Origin of the sequence: Streptosporangium sp. NPDC001681, from assembly GCF_040298085.1 — a bacterium.
Taxonomy (GTDB): Bacteria; Actinomycetota; Actinomycetes; order Streptosporangiales; family Streptosporangiaceae; genus Streptosporangium.
This window is the reverse complement of the sequence record NZ_JBEOZN010000047.1, coordinates 45,460-66,251: the sequence shown is the minus strand read 5'-3', so window position 1 is coordinate 66,251 and position 20,792 is coordinate 45,460. Positions and strand designations below refer to the sequence as shown.

The window sequence follows — 20,792 nt, the reverse complement described above, 5'->3', positions numbered from 1 at the left end:
AGGCGCCCGCGCTCCCAGAGGGCGGCGAAGCCGTCGGACACCGCCGGCGCGTGTAGGAGCTTGCGGGCCGTGGCGAGGCTGCCGTGCTCGGCGAGCATGCTCAGGAAGTACGTGGCGTGGTAGTTCGCCTCGGCGCGCGCCCTGTCGTAGACGGAGCGCATCGCCTCGTTGAACTCGACGTCCACCGCCGTCCCGGTCTCCGGTTCGTCCCCGACGACAGGCTCCTCCGCCGAGGACCCGGAGGCGCTCTCGTTGCGACGGGTCACGTAACCGAGCAGGGCGTCGACCGAGGTGAACACCTCATACCCCAGCTCTTCCAGCCGGGGCAGATCCGCGACGTCCGGGTCGAGCTCCAGGATCACGGGCCTGCCCTGCCCCGCCTGCAGCCCGTCCGGCCAGAAGGCCTCGGCGACGGCCAGCGCGCGACCGGTGACGGGGTCGGCGATCTCGCTGTCGAGCGCCGGTTCGGCGTACCCCAGTCGCACCAGTTCCTCGGCCATGGCCTTGACCTGGGACGAACGGACATCGTCCTGCTCGTCCGCGACCACCGTCACCGGCCGCAGCTCGGTGGCCGCCACCGCGGAGGCCCCGTTACGGAGTTCGGTCAGGAAGGACTGCACGGCCTGCGCCAGCAGTTCACGCCGGGCCGCGAGGAAGTCCGGATAGCGCTCGGGCCGCCACAGGTCGGGGTCGGCCGGGATCCACTGCGAGGCGAGCACACCGGGGTGCTTCTCCTCCGCCTCCGCGAAGTACTCCTGGGGAGAACGCTTCCCGATCATGAGGTTGGTGTCCTGGGTCAGGAAGCAGAAGTTCGCGACGGCGTTGACCTGCGACCGGTCGTAGCCGGCCCGGTAGAGCACTGCCTTGGGAAAGATGTGGTGCACCTGCAGCGAGGTGAGCTTGCCCAGCATCTCGGCGCGCAGTTCCAGTCCGCTGCCGAGGTCGCGGGCACCCTTGACCCGGGTGAGCATGTAGAGGAGCGGGTAGAAGCGCGAGCCCTTGGTGGAGCCGTCGAAGTCATGGGCCTGGATCTCCAGGTTTCCGCCGCGCCAGCGTTCCAGGGACGCGATCAGCCCGTCGATGCCGGACTCCCTGACGACCTCGTAGTCCTGGGCGAGCACCGTCTCGGTCGATCCGGCGAAGCGGCCCCAGAGCGCGGAGTGCACGTACCAGAACAGCACCTTGTCCCGATGGACGGCGTCGGCGAACCGGCCGCCCGGGCTGAGGTGGAGCAGCCGGGAGATGACGGGGATCGCGTAGCGGCCCATGAGCACCTGGTCGTGGTCCAGGCCGAGCCGCCCGGAGGCGGCTTCGAGGAAGTTGCCGACGTATCCGACGGACCTGGTCAGGGCGGTCTCGAAGTCGGTGGCCGACACGGCGTCGAGCGCGGTGAACACCGCCCGTCCGGTCGCCACGGCCGTGGTGTTGCGCAGCAGCCAGTCCAGGGAGAAGTCAAATCCCGCGCTCTCCCAGCGCTTCAGCTGGTCGCGCATGACCTGCCGGGCGGGAGACCAGTGCGCGCAGATCTTCGCCAGCGCGAGGTCGCCCTTGGACAGCGCGGTGCCGCCGGAGTTCACCCGGTTGAAGATGTCGACGACGACTTCCACGTCCTTGTCGGCCCCGGTGATCTTCTCCTCGTGGAACTCCCGGTCGAGAAGCTGCCGCAGCCGGTTGAGCCGCTCAAGGTAGGTGGTGAACTCCGGAACGGAGCTGAAGTCCTTGATGAACGGCTCCAGCCCATCGGTGAACAGCCGGGTCACGTCCACCCACCTGAGGTCGTCACGCATCTTCGCCGGACCGTAGAACTCGAAGTTCTCGTCCTCGACGTTGAAGCGGAGACCGGTGAACGCCGAGGCGTCTCCCTCGAAGAAGGCAGGCGCCTGGCCTCGGATCACCCCGTACAGGGAGGTGATGCGCTGCTGGCCGTCGAGCAGCAGCAGCCGTACGCCGCCGTCGGTCGCGCCGCCGCGTACCGAGGTCTGGTCCGGCTCGGTCTCCCACAGCAGCAGGCCGCCGACCGGGTATCCGCGATACAGCGAGCGCATCAGCCCGCGGACCTGGTCGCGGTTCCAGACGTATCCCCGCTGGAACTCCGGCAGGAGCACGGTGCCGTTGTCGATCTGGTGGAGGAGTACCGAGAGCTTGGCCATGTCCCGCCTTCAGCGTGAGAAACCGATGATCTTAAACTGTCGCCGTACGGCTTGCACTTGATCTTTTACTGAAAGTCACGTGGCGAAACCGGCCAGGAACGGGCTGGCCGTTCCGTGCCAGGAGAGGTGGAGCTGCTCTCGCGCCCGGGTGCACGCGACGAACACCAGGCAGCGCTCACGTTGCAGATCCTGCGCGTGCGTCAGAGGGTCCTCCTGTACCGAGGTGACCGCGCTCGACGACGGCACCTGGTGTTCCGAGAGACCGATGATCGCCACGCAGCGGAACTCCAGCCCCTTCATCCGGTGCATGGTCCCGGACCGGACCGCGTCCTCGGCGTCCGGGGCCTTGGCCAGCGACCGCGCTGGGATTCCGGCTCGCTCCAGCACGGTGATCGCCGAGTCGGAGAGCATGTTGGACCGGGCTGCGATGCCGATCTCCCCCGGTGCCACACCCGCGTCCAGCCATTCCCCGACCTTGCCCGCGAGCGCGTCCAACTCGTCCTTCTGGGTGCGGAAACCGCGGAGCTCCGGCGGCCGGCCGTGCACCTGTGACCGGTAGCCGGCCACCATGTCCAGGCCGGCGTCCAGACCGCCGTCCATGTCGTCGATCCGCTCGCCGCGCAGCATGCCCAGGCTCCAGGCGAGGATCTCGGCGGTCGTCCGGTAGTTGATGGTCAGCCGGGTGGAACGGCCCGTGACCCCGATGCCGAGCTCCCGCAGCGAGACCCGGCTCTGGTAGATCCGCTGATGGGTGTCGCCCGCGATGAACAGGTCGTCGGGCCCCTCGGACACGGCCGCGCGGAGCAGCCGCCACTGGACGGGGTGCAGGTCCTGCGCCTCGTCGACGACGATGTGCCGGTACGGCCGCTCCGGCCGCTCGCGGAGCAACCGGGTGGCCTCGACGCAGATCGTCTCGTATGTCCAGACGCGCCGCCGTCGCAGTTCCTCCTCGAACTCCCACACCGCCTGCCACACCTGAGCCTTCTGCCGGGAGCCCAGCCCTCGGCCCCGCCCCTCCCGTTTGGCCTTCAGGTATTCGGCGGCGCTGGTCACCTGCTGGGCGAGCACCACGTGCCGCCACTCCTCGGCGAGGAACGTCTCGGTGAAGGGTGCGTCGAGCTGCTTGACGATCCGCCGCCAGATGTCCTTCTCCTCCTTGTCCCTGAGGATGGCGACGCGGCCGTGCCGTTCGGCGAAGACCTGGTAGGACAGCTGGTCGACGTGCCGCACGTCGATGCGGTCACGGACCTCGGGTGAGTCGGTCAGCAGTCGCACCCCGGCCTCCAGCGAGGCGGACAGCGTCGAGGTGAAGGTGGTCACCAGCACCGGGCCGGCTCCCTGGTGCGCGAGATGGCAGGCGCGGTGCAGGGCGACGACCGTCTTGCCGGTACCGGGGCCGCCGGTGACGCGGGCCGGTCCGCCGAAGGCCGCGTACGCCACCCGGTGCTGCGCCGGATGGAGATAGACCTTCCAGAGCGCGAACGGGTGGCGGAACACCTCCATCAGCTCATCCGGGCCGTCGACGAGCACGACCTGCTCGGGGGTGCGTTCAACGGCCGCCGTGATGTCCTCGGTGTCGTACGGCTCACGCCCGGCGGTGACGCCGAGTTCGGCCCACACCTGTTCGGGGGTCATGCCGGCGGCCAGCCCGTAGAGGGCGTCCCACTGGTTCTGCGGCAGGAAGGACCTGGCGGCCTCCAACTGCACCACATCGGTCAGCGCCCTGGCGAAGGCCAGGGTCTGCTCGTCGACACCGAGTCGCCTGAGGTCGGCGTCGTTCGCGTCGTCGAACAGCCGCCGCGTCGCCCGATCCGCCATCCTGGCCAGTTCGGGAAGGGTGGCGTCGATGGCCGCGCCGTCCCTGATCTCGATGCGGCCGGTCGCCGTGTTCACCGATGCCTTGCGGCGCTGTGCCCAAACGTAGGCGTCATCATGCGGCAGCACCTTCAGCAGCGTGAACGAGTCGCCGGTCTCGGGGGCGAGCACGACCCCGCGCCAGAACTTGTCGACGCGGATGGTCCGGAACCGAGGGTCTCGCGCGTTGTTCGGCTTCTCCAGATGCAGTCCGGCATGGGTGGCCTGCTCGAATTTGGCGAAGATCTCCGTGACGCGGTCCTGGACGGATCGTTCGAGCTTTCCGAAGTCACGGAGAAAGTCCTTGTCGATTCCGAGCTTCGGCACGCCGTGTCCTCCGGGGGGTTCTCATGTGTGGAAGCGACCTACAAGAATGCTCGCCCTGGTTATCGGCTATCAAGGCTTTCCAGGATTTCCCGGACCTTGTCGACGGTGGGGTGGCGGGAGCCGTATCTACCTTCGAGATCCCGCAGCAGGTCGCTCAGCGTGACCTTCGCCCGCGACCTCCTTCCGGAACCGAGTTCAAGAAGCCCGATCTGGCGCCGCAACTCCAGGATCCGTTCCTCGTCGACGCCGAACCGTCTCTCGTCATCTAAGATCCCGCTGAGCTGGGCCAAGGCCAGGCTCGTCTCGCCGACCGCCGCGTGGCAGTTCGCCTCCATCAGGCGGCAGCGCAGTACGAGATCGTGCTCGGGCCCTTCCCGGTCGGCGAGGTCGGCCACCAGCCTGCTGAACTCGGGAGCGGCCCGCCGGTAGTCCCCGCCGAGGAACAGCGCGTCGGCCAGTTCGATTCGCAGGTCGATCACACCGGAGTCCTTGGGCCCGAGGGCACGGACGGCCGGTTCCACCGCCTCCGCCAGCACCTCCGCGGCCTGGGTGAACCTCGACTCGGCCTTGAGCGCCTCGGCGTCTTTTCTGGCGGACGCGATGGCCTCCTGCCTGGCATCACGCTGTTCGGCCGACAACACATCGCCGCCGCCGTGTTGGGGAACCTCGGCGTCTCCTGGCCGCTCAGACCGGGCCGTCCCGGCCGATCCCCGCGCCGCCACGGGCTGTGAAGGCGCGGGCAGCGGCTTCCCGGCCGGTGCCCGATCAACGGTGGAGACGACGGATTCCGCCACGGGCACATCGGAGGCGATCCGGCCCACGACGGCCGCGTACATCCGCACCGGGTGGGGTGCGCCGAGGTTCACATAACCGGGGAAGGCCGGCAGGTCACGGCAGAAGTCCATCAGCCGCCGATAGACCATGTCGGCACTGTGAGGCCGCTTCTCCGGCTTCTTCGCGAGCAGCCACAGGACGAGCCGCTCCAGCCCTTCTGGCACCTCTCGTCTCCTGGTACGCAGCGGCCGGGGAGGAACGTCGGTGTGGTTGCGCATCGAAGCCAGCGCCGTGGGACCGGCGAACTGGTTCTTCCCGCTGAGCAGCTCGTCCAGGACCACTCCGAGGGAGTACAGGTCACTCCGCTGGCTGGTGGCCTCACCCATCGCCTGTTCCGGCGCCATGTAGTCGGGGCTGCCCACCACGATCCCCGTCGCGGTGAGCTTCGTGGCGGCGTTGGACCCGAGCGCGGCGACGATGCCGAAGTCCAGCACCTTCACCGTTCCGTCGGGGCAGAGCATCAGGTTGCTCGGCTTGAGGTCACGGTGGACCAGCGAGTTGGCGTGGGCCACGGCCAGCACCGAGCACACCTGGGCGGCGATCGCCACCGCCCAGCCAATGGGCACCTCGGTCTCGTCGAGCAGCGAGGAGACCGGGCATCCGTTGACGAGCTGCATGACCAGGTACAGTTCGTCGCCGTGCGATCCGCAGTCGTAGACGACGGGCACCCCGGGGTGTTCGAGCCGGGCGGTGATCCGCGACTCGCGCACGAAGCGTTTGGTGAGTTCGTCGTCTGGTCTGCCGTCGGCCTGTTTGTCGATCCGGATGAACTTGACCGCGACCGGCCGGTCCAGGCGTTTGTCGTAGCCGAACCAGACCTCCCCCATACCGCCCGCCCGGCGGGAGGTGGGGTCCAGTTCGTAGCGGTCTCCGACAATCGTCCGCTTACCCACAACGGCCCGCCTTCCACGGAGACTCCTGGTATTTTCTGACAATCACCAAGGGGTTTCCGGAGAACATACATATTCCCCGGCTCACCGCAGCCGCTCCAGCACACCCCTGGCACGCAGTTCGGCGATGTGCTCGGCGGCCCGCAACGGTGTCGAACCGCCATATACCAGCAGCCCGGCCTCGATGTTCCTGGCGACCCCGGACTGGGTGAGGTTGGCGCTCGACACGAGCAGCACCCGCCGGTCGGCGACGGCGAGCTTGGCGTGCATCTTCGCCCCCTGCCCGTCCCGCCTGGCCGTCGGCCAGTGCCACAGCTCGACCCCGGGGACCGACGCGAACGCCGCCGCGGGCTCGGCGCCGCCCAGTGCCGATCCCGCGCCCCGCAGGGTCTCGACGACGGCCATCACCGAGACTCCACGCCGCACCGCCTCGGCCAGGGCGTCCAGCAGCGGCGGGTACGGCTTCGCGGAGTAGGTCATCAGGAACAGCTCGTGCGACGCCTCGCCCACCACGTCCACCAGGACCTGCGCGGTGGCCCGGACCGGCACCGAATGGGTGCCCGGCCCGCTCCACACCGCTTCGACCCGGTGGGCGGCGGCGTGCCGCGCGTACCCGTCGGCGACACCCCGCAGGTACGCCGCGGCTTCCCCGTCCGGTATCCCCTCGGCGTCCTGCGCCGCCAGTACGGCCCGCGCCACCTCGGCGAATCCGGGGGCCGGGACGGCCGAGGGGATCGCCGAGCGTGGCCCGTCTCCCGAGATCCGCTCGGCCAGCGTGCGAACTCGCACCGGTCCGAGCCGAGCGGCGGCATCGGCCGCCACCTGGGCGAAGGGCGAGTCCGGCGTCACGGGATCTCGGGGTAGAGGGCCAGGTCGGGGTCGCCGATGGGCACGATGAACCTGCGGTCCAGGAAGCGGTTGCCGCGTTCGCAGGTCGTCTCGGAGACGAAGAGGCAGACGTGGCAGGCGGCGCCGTGCAGGAAGTCCTCGGGTGCACGGGGCAGCCGCTCGGCGCAGAGCGGGTCGGAGGAGCAGTGCCTGGCCTCCGACAGCGCCCGGCGGGTCAGCCGGACCAGTTCCTCGGGTTCGGCGAGCGAGACCAGCCCGCCCAGGGTGCCCTCGGCGTCCGGAACCGCCGTGTAGATCAGGATCCCGCTGCGCGGGTCGTCCTCGGTGCCGGCGTAGATCCGCTCGGACAGGCTGGCGGAGTTGTAGCCGCACTCCAGCGCGATCGTACGGATCAGCAGGTGCGAGAGGGTGTGCAGGGCGTAGTACCGCAGATCCGGCCAGCCCCGGTACCTGTCGAACCCCAACGGGATCCGGTCGGAGTAGCGGTGGTCACGGAACCGCCCGTACGCCTCCCGGTGCTCGTGCGGGACCGACCGCGTCTGGCCGCTGTGCTCATCCGTGTAGGAGGAGACGCGTACCCGCCCCTCCCACGCCGTCAGCAGATCCTCGGGCAGCTTCAGGAAGATGCCCTCGCCACGGACCTCGCTCGCAGGCACCCAACTGGGCTTGAAACGGGCCAGCGGTGCCCGGGTCACCAGGTCGGGGTCCTCGAAGTCGGGGGCGTCCAGCCGGGTGAAACCGATCATCGCGCGGACCTCGCGCAGCCGCTCGGCCTGGATGACGTCGGCGAAGTAGCCCTTCAGCAGGCTGGGCACGCCGTCCGGGTGCCGGTGGAGGGTGAAGTCGTCGGTCGGCGCGGGAAGCGTGGGGGCGGAGAAGACTTGCCATTCGGGGGTGAGCAGGTCCAGCCGGCCCTGTACCTCACCGCTCGCTGCCTCCAGCTTGTCGCGGTGTCGCTCGATGGCCGCCCAGACCTCCTCGTTGTCGGGCCACTTCGCCAACTCGTGGGAGAGCGGCGCCACGCGTCGCATGTACTCCAGGATCTCCACCCCGGGGACATGCTGGAGGCTCTCCCAGAACTGCTCGACCCTGGCGTCCAGCTCGTCCGCGCCCGGCTTGGGTACGGCGAGCGCGGAGAGGGGCTGCGCGAACCACTGGTTGGAGGCGCCCACCACGACGAGGTGCGGCTGCTGCGCGCAGCCGTTCTCGGCGAACGTGCCCAGGTGCGGGTGGCGGCCCCGGCAGCCCGGCAGTTCGGCCCTGCCCTTACGCCCCATGGCCTCGCGGATGTTGCGGTCCTCGCCGCAGCGCTGGCAGGTGATCCGCACGTTGGCCCCGATGTTGCCGCCGAAGTCCTCCATCCGCAGGTTGGGCTTGGGCGCCTTGACGCACTTCTGGCCTCGGTGCACGAACTCCAGGTAGGGGAAGTCGTCCAGGTGCCCGGCCGTACAGGCCAGCACAAAACGGGCGCCGACCACTAGGCGTTCCTTGTTGCCGCGTCCGCACTCGTGGAAGAACCTAGCCTCGTGCGGCTTGCTCGGCTTGTCGTTCCTGAAGCCGAACGCCTGGGTGTCGATCGGCGCCAGCAGGTTGCAGGCGGTGCAGCGCATCCAGCTCGGGAACGGCATGACCGGCACACCGACCCTGGCGGCCTCTCCCTTGGGTTTGGTGTCGGTTCCGGGCAGCCAGGGAGCGGGCTTGAGCTCTCCGACGGTCTTGCCGAGGATCGCCTGCACGGCGGCGAGCAGCCGGGGTTCGACGATGACCTGCGGATTGTCGCCGAGCCTGTCGTAGCGCCAGTCGTCCAACCCTCTGACCAGCACCGAGAAGTTCGGCAGGTCGACGATGGAGCCGACGCCGGAGGTGAACATCAGGTGGCTGGGACGCACGGCCCCCACCCGGCGCAGGTACGGTGCGGAGTCGGCCATTACTTGCCCTTCCCGTTCAGCTGGGACACGCCCATCTCGTCCCCCTCGGGGACCTCCACGCCCGTGCCGTCAGCGTCCGATGGCTGGAACGTCCAGGCCGGTGCCCCGTACGGCACGGCGAAGATGTCACTGCTGCCCGGCAACAGCAGGTTGAGCTCGTTCTCCGTCTCGCGCATCGAGTTGCCGACGGTCAACGCGTCCCACCGGCCGTTGCCGGCCCGGTTCAGCAGGCCGAGCACGATCTCCTGCTTGGTGCTCTTGCGCTGTTCGTAGCCGAGCCGGGCCGCGCTGCCCTTGGCCTGCTCCCAGGCATCGGTCACCACTTTGATCCGTTCGGCCAGGTAGTCGCGGGCGCGGACGTCACCCGCCGCCTCGGCCCGGGTCAGCAGCCGGTCGACGATCCGGCCGACGAGCGGCCCGGACAGCGGCACCTCCTCGGCGTCCCGGTTGCGCGAGTACGACTCCTCGGCGTTGCGCACCGCGGCGACGAACATGGCCGCGGTGCCCCGGTCCAGCGCCCGGCGGGTGTACGGGGTGACCGACAGCGCCTCGACCTGGCGGTAGAACGTGGCGTGGTAGTGCTCGAAGTCCTCGTAGTGCGCCAGGTCGCGGGGGCGCGACCAGTTGTAGAGCGTGATCACCAGACCAGGACGTTCGGCGTCTCGGCCGACGCGAGAGGACGCCTGGATGTACTCGGCGGTGTTCTTGGGCTGCCCGGTGACCACCATCAGCCCGAACCGGGAGACGTCCACGCCGACCTGGAGCATGGAGGTGGCGAGCACCGCGTCCACCGGCTGGCGGCCCGTGCCACGCCGCCGCTGACGCTCGGCCAGCGGATGGGCGTTCCGGCGTTTCTCCCTGTTCTTCTCCTTCAGCACGTCGGCCCACTCCGCGCGGATCGCGTACCGGCGCCCCGAGGTGTCCGTCTCCTGGTCGAAGCCGACCTCCAGTTGCTTGAGCACCTCACTGATGTCACCCGAGGAGATCCGGGAGGTCAGCTCCACCACGGTGAGCAGGTCCGCCGGGGAGGAGAGCCGGTTGGCGAGCCCCTTGCGCCTGCCGTGCGTCCGGATCCGCGTGGTCACGTCGTCGTCCAAATAGCGGCGCATACCGGCCAGCTCTCGGGTGGCGTTGAAGTAGCTGACGACGGTCATGTACGGGTCGGCGGGCTCGCCGTACCGGTCGAACATGGTCTGCCCGGCCAGGAACAGGATCTCGGCCAACCTGATCTCGGCGGACTTGAGCCGCGTCCCGTGCGCGCAGACCCCGAGGTAGCGACGACCCGGCGTCTTCTCGGTGAGCGGCACCTGCCGGGAGAAGAAGGTGTCGGCAACATCGATGACCTGCGGCGGGAACACCGCGAGCCGGCGGCCGAAGATCCCGAGCACCTGGCGTTCGGCCCGCTTGGTGGTCGCGGTGGAAGCGATGATCTTCGGCCCGGTCAGGTTCCCAGGGCGGGGACTCCACGTGCAGAGCTCGTCCACCGCCGCCTCGAACAGACCGACCGTGGTACCGAGCGCGCCGGAGATCAGGTGCAGCTCGTCCTGGATGATCAGGTCCGGCGGGCGGAGCCGGAGGACCGGGCGGCTGACCACCTTGGGCAGCTTCCCCTTGGCGTGGTGCTTGCCGCCGCAGCCGATCTGCTCGTCCAGGTCGGTGTGGCGGTAGCCGTGCCGGGGGCAGCGCTGGCTGACCCGGCCGAACAGGTGACCGGCGAACCCCCGCCAGGGCAGTTGCGCCAGCTTGTCGACGGTGGCGATGACCAGGCTGGGCACCAGCCGGTAGATCTCCTCGTCGACGGTGAGGATCGGCAGCCCGTCCCGGCGCGCGGCGATCTCCTCCATGTCGTCGAACTGGGCGGCGAGCATCAGATCCTCGCCGATCCGGGAGAACGGGCAGGGGTCGGCCTCGCCCTCGCGACCCCTGCCACAGTAGAGCAGCACCCTCCTGCGGTCCTCGTCGGTGAAGAGGTTGCGATCCCCGGTCAGCTTCTCCCCGCACCACGGGCAGGTCAGCGTCTGCAGCACGTTCGTCTTACGACCGGCCGGTGCCTCCCTGGCCTCGTGGATCTGGTCGGCTGCCTCCTTGAACCAGTTCGGCGAGACCGCGCCGCCCACCCACAGGCCGATCCGGAACGGCTCCTCACCCCAGGTCGCCGGATCCTCCCGGCGCTGCACCTCGGCGGCGCAGACCAGGGCGGCGGCCCGCTGGAACTGCTGCGCGGTGAGCAGCCGCAGGGTGTAACGCATCAGCACCGACACCCCGGACCGACCGTCGCGGGCGTCGGCACCGGAGCCGAGCGTGCCCTGCAGGCGGCGGATCGCGAAGGTGTAGGCGGTCAGGCCGAGGTACGCCTCGGTCTTGCCGCCACCGGTCGGGAAGAACAGCAGGTCGACGGTGGCCGAGGCGTCGGCGGCCCGCTCGGCGTGCTCGGGGTCGGTCAGCGACGGCAGGTTGAGCAGCACGAACGCGAGCTGGAACGGCCGCCACGACGCGGCGTCTTTCCCCTGCTCCGCCACCTTGGCCATGGCCTGCGGGTAGCTCAGCCCCAGCTCGTCGCGGAGCTTGCCGACCGTGGTACGGCGGCGCTGCGCGGCCATCGCGGTGTTGGCGAACCGGAACGCGGCCAGCGCCTGGTGGTGGCGTTTCCGGTCGGGGTCGGTGAGCAGTTCGATGCCGTCGCGGATCCGTTTCGCGGCCTGCTCCGCCTTGTACACCGCGTCCTTGGCGGCCTCGCGGAGCGGCTCGGGCAGATCCGGGATCCGGTTCTTCTGCCCGTCCAGCCAGGTGGCGTATCCGTCGGCGAGCGGGCGCAGCCCGGCCGCGAGCTCCTCGGGCGAGGCCGTGGCCAGGGCGTCCATGGACAGTTCGACCTCGGCCAGCGCCGTCCCCTTGCCGACCGGCGCGACGGTGGCGGGCACGTCGTAGGCGGGCAACCAGGTGGTACGCAACTCCCGCGCGCACCGCTCCCCCTCGGGGACGTCGGCGTGTACGGCGACGTTGCGGCCGGAGGCGTAGCGGCGCTCGTGCCGGTAGAGCAGCCGCAGGTGCCGCTCCTCCAGGTCGTCGCCGACCGCCTCCAGGTCGTCCACCGGGTCGTCGATCGGCAGAAAGACGCAGGCGGCGGTGGGATCAACGTCGTTGGCGCCTGTGGCGGCGGTGCTTGTGGCGGCGAGGACACCGGCGCCGGGGGCGGTCACGGTCAGCTCGACCTGGAACAGCCAGGCGACGTCGGCGGCGCGCTCCGGCTCGATCTGCTGGTTGATCAGCGTCAGTTCGACGACCCGGCGGCCGTCGCCCTGCGGCCGGACCGCCACCGCCAGCAGCACACCCGGATCTTCGGCACGTTCCATGGTGAGCGCGATCCGCTGCGACGGCTCCCCGTCCAGCCGAACCGTTCTGGCGTGGTCGACCTGCTTGCGCGTCCAGGTCGAGGCGGTGCGCTCCCTGCCCTTGGCATCCTCGACCATCGTCTCGGCCTTGGTGTAACGCCCCCAGGAGGCGGTGACGGCGAGCGCGTCGATGTCGTCGGGTACCGCAAAGGACAGTCCCATGGACGAGGCCCAGATGCGGCCAAGGTTCTGCGGGGTGAGCACCTCCGGCAGCTCCCCCTCGGCGCCGTCGCCGCCGACCCCGATCTCGGTCTCCGGCTGCTCCCCGGCGTCCTCCCGGGCCGACCGGTGCGAGGGTTTCGGACCGAGCATGCCGACGAGGTAGCGCTCCCGCGGCCCGGACGTCCCGCGCGGCAGTTCCTCGGTCTCGCCGCCCCACGGCCCGAGTAGGTCCAGCCGGACGAGCTTTTCGAACGCGTCACGCACCTGGAAGGACGTGCCCTGCTCGAACGCCTGCGGGGTGTCCAGACCAGGAGGCACCTGTTCCTTTTGGGCCGGTTTATCCGCGTTTCCGACTGCAAGATCGAGCCCTTGCTGTTTGTCGCCTAAATCCGGAAAAAGGTCTTCCTGGTCGTTTATCACGCCCGCCGACACCTCTCGCAGAGCTCATTCTTTAGCCGTTCATTAGAACAGATTTGACTTGCCCTTTGGCGTGGCTCCCACAAAAAGCAGACAGAAATTGTGATAACGGACAACTAGTGACACTCTCCAGGGGTCGCCGTCACGTGCATATCTCGGTTTCGGCACAGAACTCTGCGTTTCGCCACCACATCCCCACCGCCGAGGGCGGGGTTGACGGGCTCTTCCCCGGTGAAGATCCTGGGTTCGGCGGCTTTCATCGCTCGACCACTACGCGAGAGACGAGGCCTGTGACATGACAGGACGGCACCGTACGCTGACCTGGACGGTGGCTTTCGCAGTCGGCCTGGTCGTTGCCGGGCTCGGCGGCTATTTCGCGGTGGTCGGGCTTGACGAGGCGGACAAGCTGGCCAGCGTGGTGGGCAGCCTGGCCGGCGTCATCGGTGTCGGGCTTTCCGTCTACGCGCTCACACTCGCCCGGCGTGTTCCCGAAACGTCGTCGGAGAACGCCGACTCGGTATCCACTCCGAGCGGTGACACCGTGACGAACAACGTCAGCGGCACCGTGCACGGCCCCGTCTTCCAGGGGCTCGACTTCACCGGACCCATCACCCTTGGCTCCTCGCCGACCGATGCCACGGAAGGGACATACCGGAAACCGGCCGGGGAACCACCAAGCGATCAGACCTGACGAAAGATATACAACCGGCGGAAAAACCGGACAAGCTTAGTCGGTCGCCAGATCAAGGCGGTAGATATCCCAGAACGGCGGCACAACCCCTGGTATCGGACCTTTTCTGCCGATCAGCTGCCAGCCCGAAGCCGCATAGAAAGCGTGCGCCTGGGTCGCGTCCGGCTGCACCGAAAGCACCGCGCGGGATTCCTGTCTGGGGCCGAGCAGCGAGTCGACCAGGCGACGGCCGACGCCTCTCCCCCGCCACCGTTCGCTCACCCCGATGTCGATCAGCGCGAAGGTCCGCCCGTCCCACTCCTGCGTGACCTCGGAGGGCACCGGAGTCGTGAAGCTCTCCCACCACCGGTGATCTGTCGGCAGACGATGTCCGTATGTGAAACCCACGACATCCGCACCGGACAGCGCGATGGAGATCCCGAAGGTGAGGTCTTCCCGGATCGTGGTCAGCATGTCCTCGTGCTCCTGCGACGCCCGCTCCCCGAAGACGAAAGGTGGCCGGAGGAAGATCTCATCATGCAGCCTTCGGATGGAGGCGTGACAGGAAACAGCCAGTTCTCTGCCGCCGGCGCGGAGGGAGACAGCCGGCCCTGTCATGAGCCGGAGTCGTTCAGCGGGCCGATCCTCGCCCAGAGGTCAGCGGCATCCGAATCGCCCAGATTCTCCAGGAGTGCAGCCGCTCTTCTGAAATAAGCTCGGGCCTCTCCCCGCTGCCCCATGCCCTGGTACGCCTCTCCGATACCGATCAGGGCCCGTGACTCGTTGAGCCCGTCCTCGAAGGTGCCGAACGTTGCCAGCGCGAGCTGATAACTGTCCCGCGACTCCTCGTACGAGCCCGACTCCTTCAGGGCCAGCCCGAAAGCACACCTGCCCCAGGCGAGGCTCCATCCGTCCTCGATCTCTGTGAACAGACCGAGCGCCACACGACAGTAGTCGGCCGCTTCGGTATGCATTCCGAGTGACCCGTAACATTTTCCAAGGCTGAGCCAGGCCATCCCCTCCCCTCTTTTCTCCCCGATCGCCTGAAAAACGTTGATCGCCTCCTGGGTCACCTCTATCGCCCGGTCCAGTTGCCGGGTCTCCTGGAGAACGGCCCCTATCTGCCGCAGTGAGAAGCCCTCAACCCAGCCGTCTCCCACCTCACGTCCTGCCTCAGCGCTGTTCTGGTAGCACACGAGTGCTTCATCGAGGCGTCGGAGCAACCAGTTCGCATCACCAAGCCCCAAATAGTTACAGGCCTCTCCATATCGGTCACCGATCGACCTGGCGGCCTCCACCCCGACAGTGTGGATCTCACGCCAGTCCGACCAATACGAACGGAGCTCGAAGAAGCCGTACATCACTGCCGGAAATCTCCACGCTATGTCGAACTGTTCGGTCTTCACGGCCATAGCCAGGGCGTCGAGCAGGTTACCTCTCTCCCGCTCGAACCACTGCATGGCTCTGTCGACGTCATCGAACAGGAGATGGGTGATCGGCACGCCGTCAATATCGATGGGAACGCTGTGAAATCCCGGCAGAATGACCCTGTGCCCGTTGTAGACACTCACGAGATACCAGAGAAGGCATCTTCTTACGGCTGCGATACGCACCGAAACGGTCTCTTCAGCATTCACCCGCTCAACGGCGTAAACCCGTAACAGATCATGTAGAAGATACCTTTCCGGCGCCACGGGTTGCACCAGGTTACTGCTCGTAAGCGCGTCTATCAGCCGTCGCGTGGTCCTCTGGTCCGCTCCGATCAGGGCTGCTGCGGCCGCAACGCTGAATTCGGAACCCGGGTGCAGACCAAGGAACCTGAACATTCGCGCCAGGTCCGGATTGAGCGCCTTGTACGACCACGAGAACACTGCCCGCACATCACTTAGCTCGTCATCCTCGATCCCCAGTGCGTCGAGCCTGGCGTGCTCGTCCGCGAGTTCCATCGCGAATTCCGCCATACTGGTGTATGGATGACTTGTTATGCGTTCGGCTATTATGCGCAACGCCAATGGAAGATAGGCGCACTGTGCTGCCAGCTTCTCCGCGGCACCCCGCTCCGCATCTATCCGTTCTGCTCCCACTATGTTCCTGAGCAGTTCCAGCGATTCAGCCGGCGAGAGAGCATCTATGACCATACGTACCGCACCCTCTCGAACAACAAGTCCTTGTAGCGTGTTGCGACTGGTCACGAGTGTTGTACACGTCGGAGAGCCGGGCAGGAGATTCCTCACCTGCTCGACGGACAACGCGTTGTCGATGACCACCAGAACACGCTTGCCGTTCAACACGGAGCGGTATGTCGCCGCCCGCTCCTCGGAGTCCGCGGGGATCCGGTCCGGAGTGACGTTCAGCGCACGCAGAAAGGAGTCGAGGGCCTGGCCGACGCTCACCGCGGGACCCGGACCGTATCCCCTCATGTTGATGTAGAGGTCTCCGTCCGGGTAGTGGTGGCGCACGCGGTGGGCCCAGTGGACCGCCAGGGCGGTCTTACCGATCCCCGGTGTCCCCGCGATCGCCGAGATGACGGCCGACGCGCCCGCCCGCCGGCCGTTCTCCGGTGAGTCGCATGGCAGGAGGGCGTCCAACCTGGCCATCTGTTCTTCTCGGTTGACGAACTGGGTGACATCCATGGGCAGTTGGCGAGGCCCGGGGAATATCCCCCGCACCGCCGGACCAACATGGATGCCACCGTGTACGGTCCCCGCCTGTACTGCCGCCCCCGACTCACCGCTGATCTCGTTGTGCGTGGTGCCTAGCGCCTGCCCGTCCTTCAACCCGACTCCCACTGTCCGAAGACGACCAGCCACGGATCTCCGGCATACGGTGTGCGCCGCCCGTGGAGTGAAGGAAAAATCATCCCGGTCGAGAGCACTCACATTTCCGTCGCCCGAGCATCAGGTCGTCGTAACCTGCCGCATATTCCAAGAACGGAACGGACAGTCCGACGGCCTGGTCACGCCAGTAGTTCGCCTCCACGATCCTTCGTGGATCCTCGACCAACTCAGCGGAGAGAAAGGTCCCCTCCGGGGTGTAGTTCATGATTAGCAGCCGGACGGAGTCGAAGAGCCAGTAGTCGACTCTGGGCAGGCCCTCCGGCCATTCATGCTCATCGACCGGGATGACCCTGACGTCCTCGCCGGCCGCGACCGTATACCGATAGGACCACGCGCATTCGAAGCGAATGTAATCCGACAGCGGTTCCATCAACACATGAACGCGATGGAATCGCTTTCCTTCCTCGACCCCTGCCCTGACCATGTCAACCCAGTCTTCGATTCCCGAGAACCGGCCACGCGGCCCGCCGACGAGAAAGCGATCGAACGCCTCCTGCTCGTACGAGACGTCATATGCCTGCAGGGTTTCCAGGCGATAGGCAGTGTGGCGAAATTCAACAAAAAGGCTATTGAATCGGGGATCGCTCAGTGATAGAAATTTTGTGGCCGACACGAGTCCGCCGTCACCGGTCGGCCTGGTAGCGCCGAATCGCACCGAGGATGACTTCGGGGTCGATTCGTACAGCGGTCTCACCGGGCAGCAGGTTCGCCAACTCCCCCATTGTTGCCTCGTCCACCTGAACACCCTGAACGACCATCTCGCCGCTGTCCGCCAGGTAGACGCTTGGGCAACCCTGCCCTCCGGAATTAGAATCTTTGCAGAGCATGGTCAGTTTCACGACCACTCCTCTTCTCGCCACTCCCGTGGCAGCTATATGCAAATTGAACATAAAATAACATAGCAATCACGAGAGGTCAATAGTAAAGACAAAGTTCGCGTGGCGCATTTAAACGCAACCCTAACGTATCATTACGGCTATTCGCGCCAGGATCTTCCACTCAACGGAATCGCCGATCGCCAAATTTTGCCCCGGTTACATATTCAATGTCCTGGTTGAGTGCGCCGACAACGCTGGTTGAGTATGCGGTGTCTCCATCCTTGGCGAGCGCTCGGACAACGCCTCCATACAGACCGGAACACACCCGATACTCCATCGAAAATCAATTCGATGGAGGGGGGACACAACTTCACAAAGGCGCGACCCGGGCGATGTCGACTACTGACGGTACGAACGAGCGCAGAACAAGCGCTGCTGACTCACGGTGAGGTAGGAAACCCTGCCGTGCGCTGTTCTGGTCCCGCCCCGGTGACCTCTGTACGGTCCTGGCATCGAGAGCGACCCTCCCCCGGAGCCTGTGGAGAACGAGATCCCTCCAGAACCGACGGGTACCGGCTGGCCATAGACCGACCGCCGACCCGCCAGGGAGGCCGACGCTTCCAGGAATGTGACACGGTCTTCGAACAGCGGCCGCGACCTTCAGGCGGCGTGGCCCAGGAGGATGCGGGTGGTGGTTCTGACCTTGTCAAGGGTGACTCCGAGCTCACCGGCGATCACCTCCGGCTCCTCGCCGGCCTTCGTCATGGACTCGATCACCGATAGCGATTGACGAGAGTGACGACGCAACTACGATAGGTAATACGCGGTCGGGTACGAACCGCGAAGTGAGGCCGGGTTTCCCGCCGCATGACGGGCACCCGGCCATCGCGTTTTAATTGCCCCCTTCGGGCCTGTCGACACTCACCGACCTCAGCACCTCTCCCCGCATCTCCACGTAGACGGAAGTGCGGCCCAATACCTGGGCTGCCGCCGCTCCCATCACGATGTCCGCCGGCCAGAGCAGCGGTTCATCGGCCGAACTCCGATGCTCCAGGGTGAATCGGGGCGGTCGCCCTGCCAGTCCGCCAAGAACCCGCCTGTCCACCGCGTTCTGCGCCTCCTGGCGGCGATCGAGAGTCAGGTGACGGACTCCGGTGTCCAACTCCAGAGCCATCCAGCTGAGCGCCCTGGCACGCGCCGCCTCTTTGCGGCCGGGAGCGTCGAACATGCAGGCGTAAACCCTCGCGCTTACCGGCATCGTAGAGACGGTCTTCACCAGACCGGTACGGGTCAGATCATCCTCGGCATGCCAGTGCACCCGGCGTGCCGCCGGAATCAGCGCCGAGAGCTCACGACCCACCTGCGCGGAGGCATCAGGCTTGGCAAGCACCACCGCCAGAAGGTACAGACCGGGCCGATCATGGATCGACTCATCAACGTAGCCAACGCGGTCGGCAAGCACAGGGGGCACGACACCCCATGATTTCTAACCTTCCGAGTTGGCATGATTACATTTCGTTATTTGATGGGAGTGCGACGATCACTCAATCCGCTCCCCGGGCGGTGGTGGGGGTGCCAGGGTGCACCAGACGATCTTGCCGCCGGGGGTGGGGCGGTAGTAGCCCCAGTCGGCGGCGAGGAGGTCGACGAGGTGGAGGCCGCGGCCGTTCTCGTCGTCGGGGGTGGGGTCGCGGACGACCGGGGTGAGGGGACTGGCGTCCCAGACGCGGAGTACGACGGCCTCGCCCATCCGGTAGAGGTCCATCCAGATCTGGTCCGGGTCGGCGTACGGGATCGCCTTGGCGGCGTCGGGGCACGCGGTGTGCGCGGTGATGGCGTTGGAGACCAGCTCGGAGGCGATGAGCTGGGCGGTCTCGATCAGGTCGTCCCGGTGCCAGCTCTCCAGTACGCGCCGGACGTGGACCCGGGCGTAGTAGGGCGAGGTCGGGAAGACGGAGAGTTTGAGGTACTGCGTGCTGCTGATGGCACCGGTCATTTCACCCGCTCCTGGTCGGTACGTCGGGCATAGGACCGGCACCGTTCGCAGCCGGGGACGCCGCTCACCCCACGGGGGGCGGGGACACGGTGCCGGTCCTATGGGAGTACGGCCGGGGAGCGTCGCAGATGTATCGCCGGTCGTACCGCTGGGGCCGGACGGACACCCGATACAGGGTGGGCCGCCTCGGGAGGAAAGATTGTCCGCCCGGCCGTCTAGGGAAATCATGCGTTTCGCCTTCCACCGGGGATGCCGCCTGGAAGGCTTACGGAGAGAGCATGCACCATCACCATAAGTAAATGCAATGCAGGCTCTTACACTGCCCGCATAGTCCAGAGAGGTGCCAAAGATGCAGGAGAAGGATGAGTTGGGGGCAGTTACACCCCTGCCACGTATCAAGCGCCAACCGCCAACGGTGCGTCTGCGGCGTCTGGCAGCCGAACTGCGCCGCCTCCGCCAGGAGGCCGGACTGTCCCAGGCCGAGGTGACCGAGAAGACCGACGTCAACCTCGCTACGCTCCACCGGATCGAAACGGCCAAGACCAAGCCGCAACTCCGGACACTCAACGCCCTGCTCGACGCCTACGGTGTCACCGGCAGCCAGCGCACCGACCTGGTGACGCTGCAGAAGGAGGCCAAGCAGCGCGGGTGGTTGCATGGCCTCGAAGCAGACCTCCCCGACAAGTACAGCGCCTATATCAGCCTGGAAGCCGAAGCCCAGCAGGCCATCAACTACGAGTCGCTGTTCATCCCCGGTCTGCTGCAGACCGAGGACTATGCGCGGGCGGTGATCCCGGGCGTACTGCCAACCGCCACCGCCGCAGAGGTTGACAGCTTCGTCGCCGCCAGGATGCAGCGCCAGGCTCTCCTGGAGCACGAGACTCCCCTGCGACTGTGGGCAATCATCGACCAAGCCGCTCTACACCGAACGGTCGGCAGCGACGCCATCATGCGCGCCCAGCTCACGCATCTCATTCAGCAGGCTCGACGTCCGCACATCACCGTCCAGGTCATCCCGTTCTCCGCCGGAGCCCATCCTGGGATGCCCGGTAGCTTCATCGTCCTGAAGTTCGCCACGGAGGGCTCCGACGTAATTCACATTGACAGCATGGCTGGCGATCTGTTCTTTGAAAAAGAGGCAGATATTCAGCAGTACAACCACATTTGTGAGCATCTTCGCGCGATAGCGCTCAGTCCTACCGACACGGCCTCGCTACTCGCATCTCTACGCGAAGATCGATAGAGGAAGGAAGCAGGGCATGCAGCAGCCCGATCTGTCCGATGCACACTGGCGCAAGAGCAGCCTCAGCGGCAGCGGCCCAAGCTGCGTCGAGATGGCGTTCGTCGGCAACGACGTCGCCGTCCGCGACACCAAGAACCGCGACGGCGGCACCCTCATCTTCCACCGCACCGAGTGGACCACCTTCATCAACGGCATCAAAAACGGCGACTTCGACCCTCTCCCCTGACCGCCCCGAAGAACTCCAAAACCGACAGGACCGAGTCCCGCGAGGAGAAGATCCAAGACCGCCGGCCTGTCGCAAAAAGCGAGGTCCCGCCCAGTGGGCGGGACCTTCGACCAACGGCGCGTGTCCGATGGCGTGGTCGAGGTCGGCGAACAGGCCCGTTTCCGTGCCCGTCAACTCGCTTGGAGTAACAGGCGTACCC

General features: G+C 66.9%; 15 protein-coding genes. 3 read left to right on the top strand and 12 right to left on the bottom strand.

Annotation, left to right across the window (positions count from 1 at the left end; translation table 11 throughout):
- The 6 genes from ABT130_RS22165 to drmA form a co-directional block, all read right to left on the bottom strand.
- On the bottom strand, positions 1-2,150 hold a 2,150-nt coding region (locus tag ABT130_RS22165; RefSeq protein WP_350957924.1), incomplete at its 3' end, for a GmrSD restriction endonuclease domain-containing protein.
- Between the two features lie 75 nt (positions 2,151-2,225).
- Positions 2,226-4,331 (bottom strand): UvrD-helicase domain-containing protein, encoded by a 2,106-nt coding sequence (locus tag ABT130_RS22160; protein WP_350957921.1) that lies wholly within the window; start codon positions 4,329-4,331, stop codon positions 2,226-2,228.
- Positions 4,332-4,390: 59 nt separating this feature from the next.
- Positions 4,391-6,058 carry a serine/threonine-protein kinase gene (locus tag ABT130_RS22155; RefSeq protein WP_350957919.1) on the bottom strand — a complete coding sequence of 556 codons (1,668 nt, stop codon included), beginning with the start codon at positions 6,056-6,058 and terminating at the stop codon, positions 4,391-4,393.
- Positions 6,059-6,139: 81 nt separating this feature from the next.
- Entirely contained in the window at positions 6,140-6,904 is a 765-nt protein-coding gene (drmC, locus tag ABT130_RS22150; protein ID WP_350957916.1) for a DISARM system phospholipase D-like protein DrmC, read from the bottom strand.
- Positions 6,901-8,832, bottom strand: a complete 1,932-nt coding sequence (gene drmB, locus ABT130_RS22145; RefSeq protein WP_350957914.1) for a DrmB family protein — start codon at positions 8,830-8,832, stop codon at positions 6,901-6,903. The genes drmC and drmB overlap by 4 nt, the downstream gene beginning before the upstream one ends.
- Complete coding sequence (gene drmA / locus ABT130_RS22140) at positions 8,832-12,704, bottom strand: DISARM system helicase DrmA (protein WP_350957911.1); 3,873 nt, start codon at positions 12,702-12,704, stop codon at positions 8,832-8,834. The genes drmB and drmA overlap by 1 nt, the downstream gene beginning before the upstream one ends.
- A gap of 427 nt (positions 12,705-13,131) precedes the next feature.
- Between drmA and ABT130_RS22135 the strand changes: the two genes are divergently transcribed.
- The gene (locus ABT130_RS22135) at positions 13,132-13,494 is read left to right on the top strand and encodes a hypothetical protein (protein WP_350957908.1); all 363 of its coding nucleotides are present in this window, start codon (positions 13,132-13,134) and stop codon (positions 13,492-13,494) included.
- 36 nt (positions 13,495-13,530) lie between these two features.
- Here the strand turns inward: ABT130_RS22135 and ABT130_RS22130 are convergent, their stop codons facing one another.
- The 6 genes from ABT130_RS22130 to ABT130_RS22105 form a co-directional block, all read right to left on the bottom strand.
- Entirely contained in the window at positions 13,531-14,091 is a 561-nt protein-coding gene (locus ABT130_RS22130; protein ID WP_350957905.1) for a GNAT family N-acetyltransferase, read from the bottom strand.
- Positions 14,088-16,106 (bottom strand): ATP-binding protein, encoded by a 2,019-nt coding sequence (locus ABT130_RS22125; protein ID WP_350957903.1) that lies wholly within the window; start codon positions 16,104-16,106, stop codon positions 14,088-14,090. The genes ABT130_RS22130 and ABT130_RS22125 overlap by 4 nt, the downstream gene beginning before the upstream one ends.
- Positions 16,107-16,329: 223 nt before the next feature.
- The gene (locus tag ABT130_RS22120; protein WP_350957900.1) at positions 16,330-16,923 is read right to left on the bottom strand and encodes a DUF6879 family protein; all 594 of its coding nucleotides are present in this window, start codon (positions 16,921-16,923) and stop codon (positions 16,330-16,332) included.
- A gap of 10 nt (positions 16,924-16,933) precedes the next feature.
- Positions 16,934-17,149 carry a hypothetical protein gene (locus ABT130_RS22115; RefSeq protein ID WP_326643550.1) on the bottom strand — a complete coding sequence of 72 codons (216 nt, stop codon included), beginning with the start codon at positions 17,147-17,149 and terminating at the stop codon, positions 16,934-16,936.
- A gap of 871 nt (positions 17,150-18,020) precedes the next feature.
- On the bottom strand, positions 18,021-18,590 hold the full coding sequence (locus ABT130_RS22110; RefSeq protein WP_350957898.1) for a hypothetical protein: 570 nt from the start codon (positions 18,588-18,590) through the stop codon (positions 18,021-18,023).
- 78 nt (positions 18,591-18,668) lie between these two features.
- Positions 18,669-19,124 (bottom strand): ATP-binding protein, encoded by a 456-nt coding sequence (locus ABT130_RS22105; RefSeq protein ID WP_350957895.1) that lies wholly within the window; start codon positions 19,122-19,124, stop codon positions 18,669-18,671.
- A gap of 349 nt (positions 19,125-19,473) precedes the next feature.
- Here ABT130_RS22105 and ABT130_RS22100 point away from each other — a divergent pair, with 349 nt between their 5' ends.
- Complete coding sequence (locus tag ABT130_RS22100) at positions 19,474-20,367, top strand: helix-turn-helix domain-containing protein (RefSeq protein WP_350957892.1); 894 nt, start codon at positions 19,474-19,476, stop codon at positions 20,365-20,367.
- A gap of 16 nt (positions 20,368-20,383) precedes the next feature.
- Positions 20,384-20,593 (top strand): DUF397 domain-containing protein, encoded by a 210-nt coding sequence (locus tag ABT130_RS22095; protein WP_350957890.1) that lies wholly within the window; start codon positions 20,384-20,386, stop codon positions 20,591-20,593.
- Positions 20,594-20,792 lie beyond the last annotated feature (199 nt).

Coding starts and splice junctions, on each gene's coding strand:
- drmB (WP_350957914.1), bottom strand. CDS start 8,832: ATGGCCGACTCCGCACCGTACCTGCGCCGGGTGGGGGCCGTGCGTCCC.
- ABT130_RS22130 (WP_350957905.1), bottom strand. CDS start 14,091: ATGACAGGGCCGGCTGTCTCCCTCCGCGCCGGCGGCAGAGAACTGGCT.
- ABT130_RS22125 (WP_350957903.1), bottom strand. CDS start 16,106: ATGGATGTCACCCAGTTCGTCAACCGAGAAGAACAGATGGCCAGGTTG.
- ABT130_RS22105 (WP_350957895.1), bottom strand. CDS start 19,124: ATGACCGGTGCCATCAGCAGCACGCAGTACCTCAAACTCTCCGTCTTC.
- ABT130_RS22100 (WP_350957892.1), top strand. CDS start 19,474: ATGCAGGAGAAGGATGAGTTGGGGGCAGTTACACCCCTGCCACGTATC.
- ABT130_RS22095 (WP_350957890.1), top strand. CDS start 20,384: ATGCAGCAGCCCGATCTGTCCGATGCACACTGGCGCAAGAGCAGCCTC.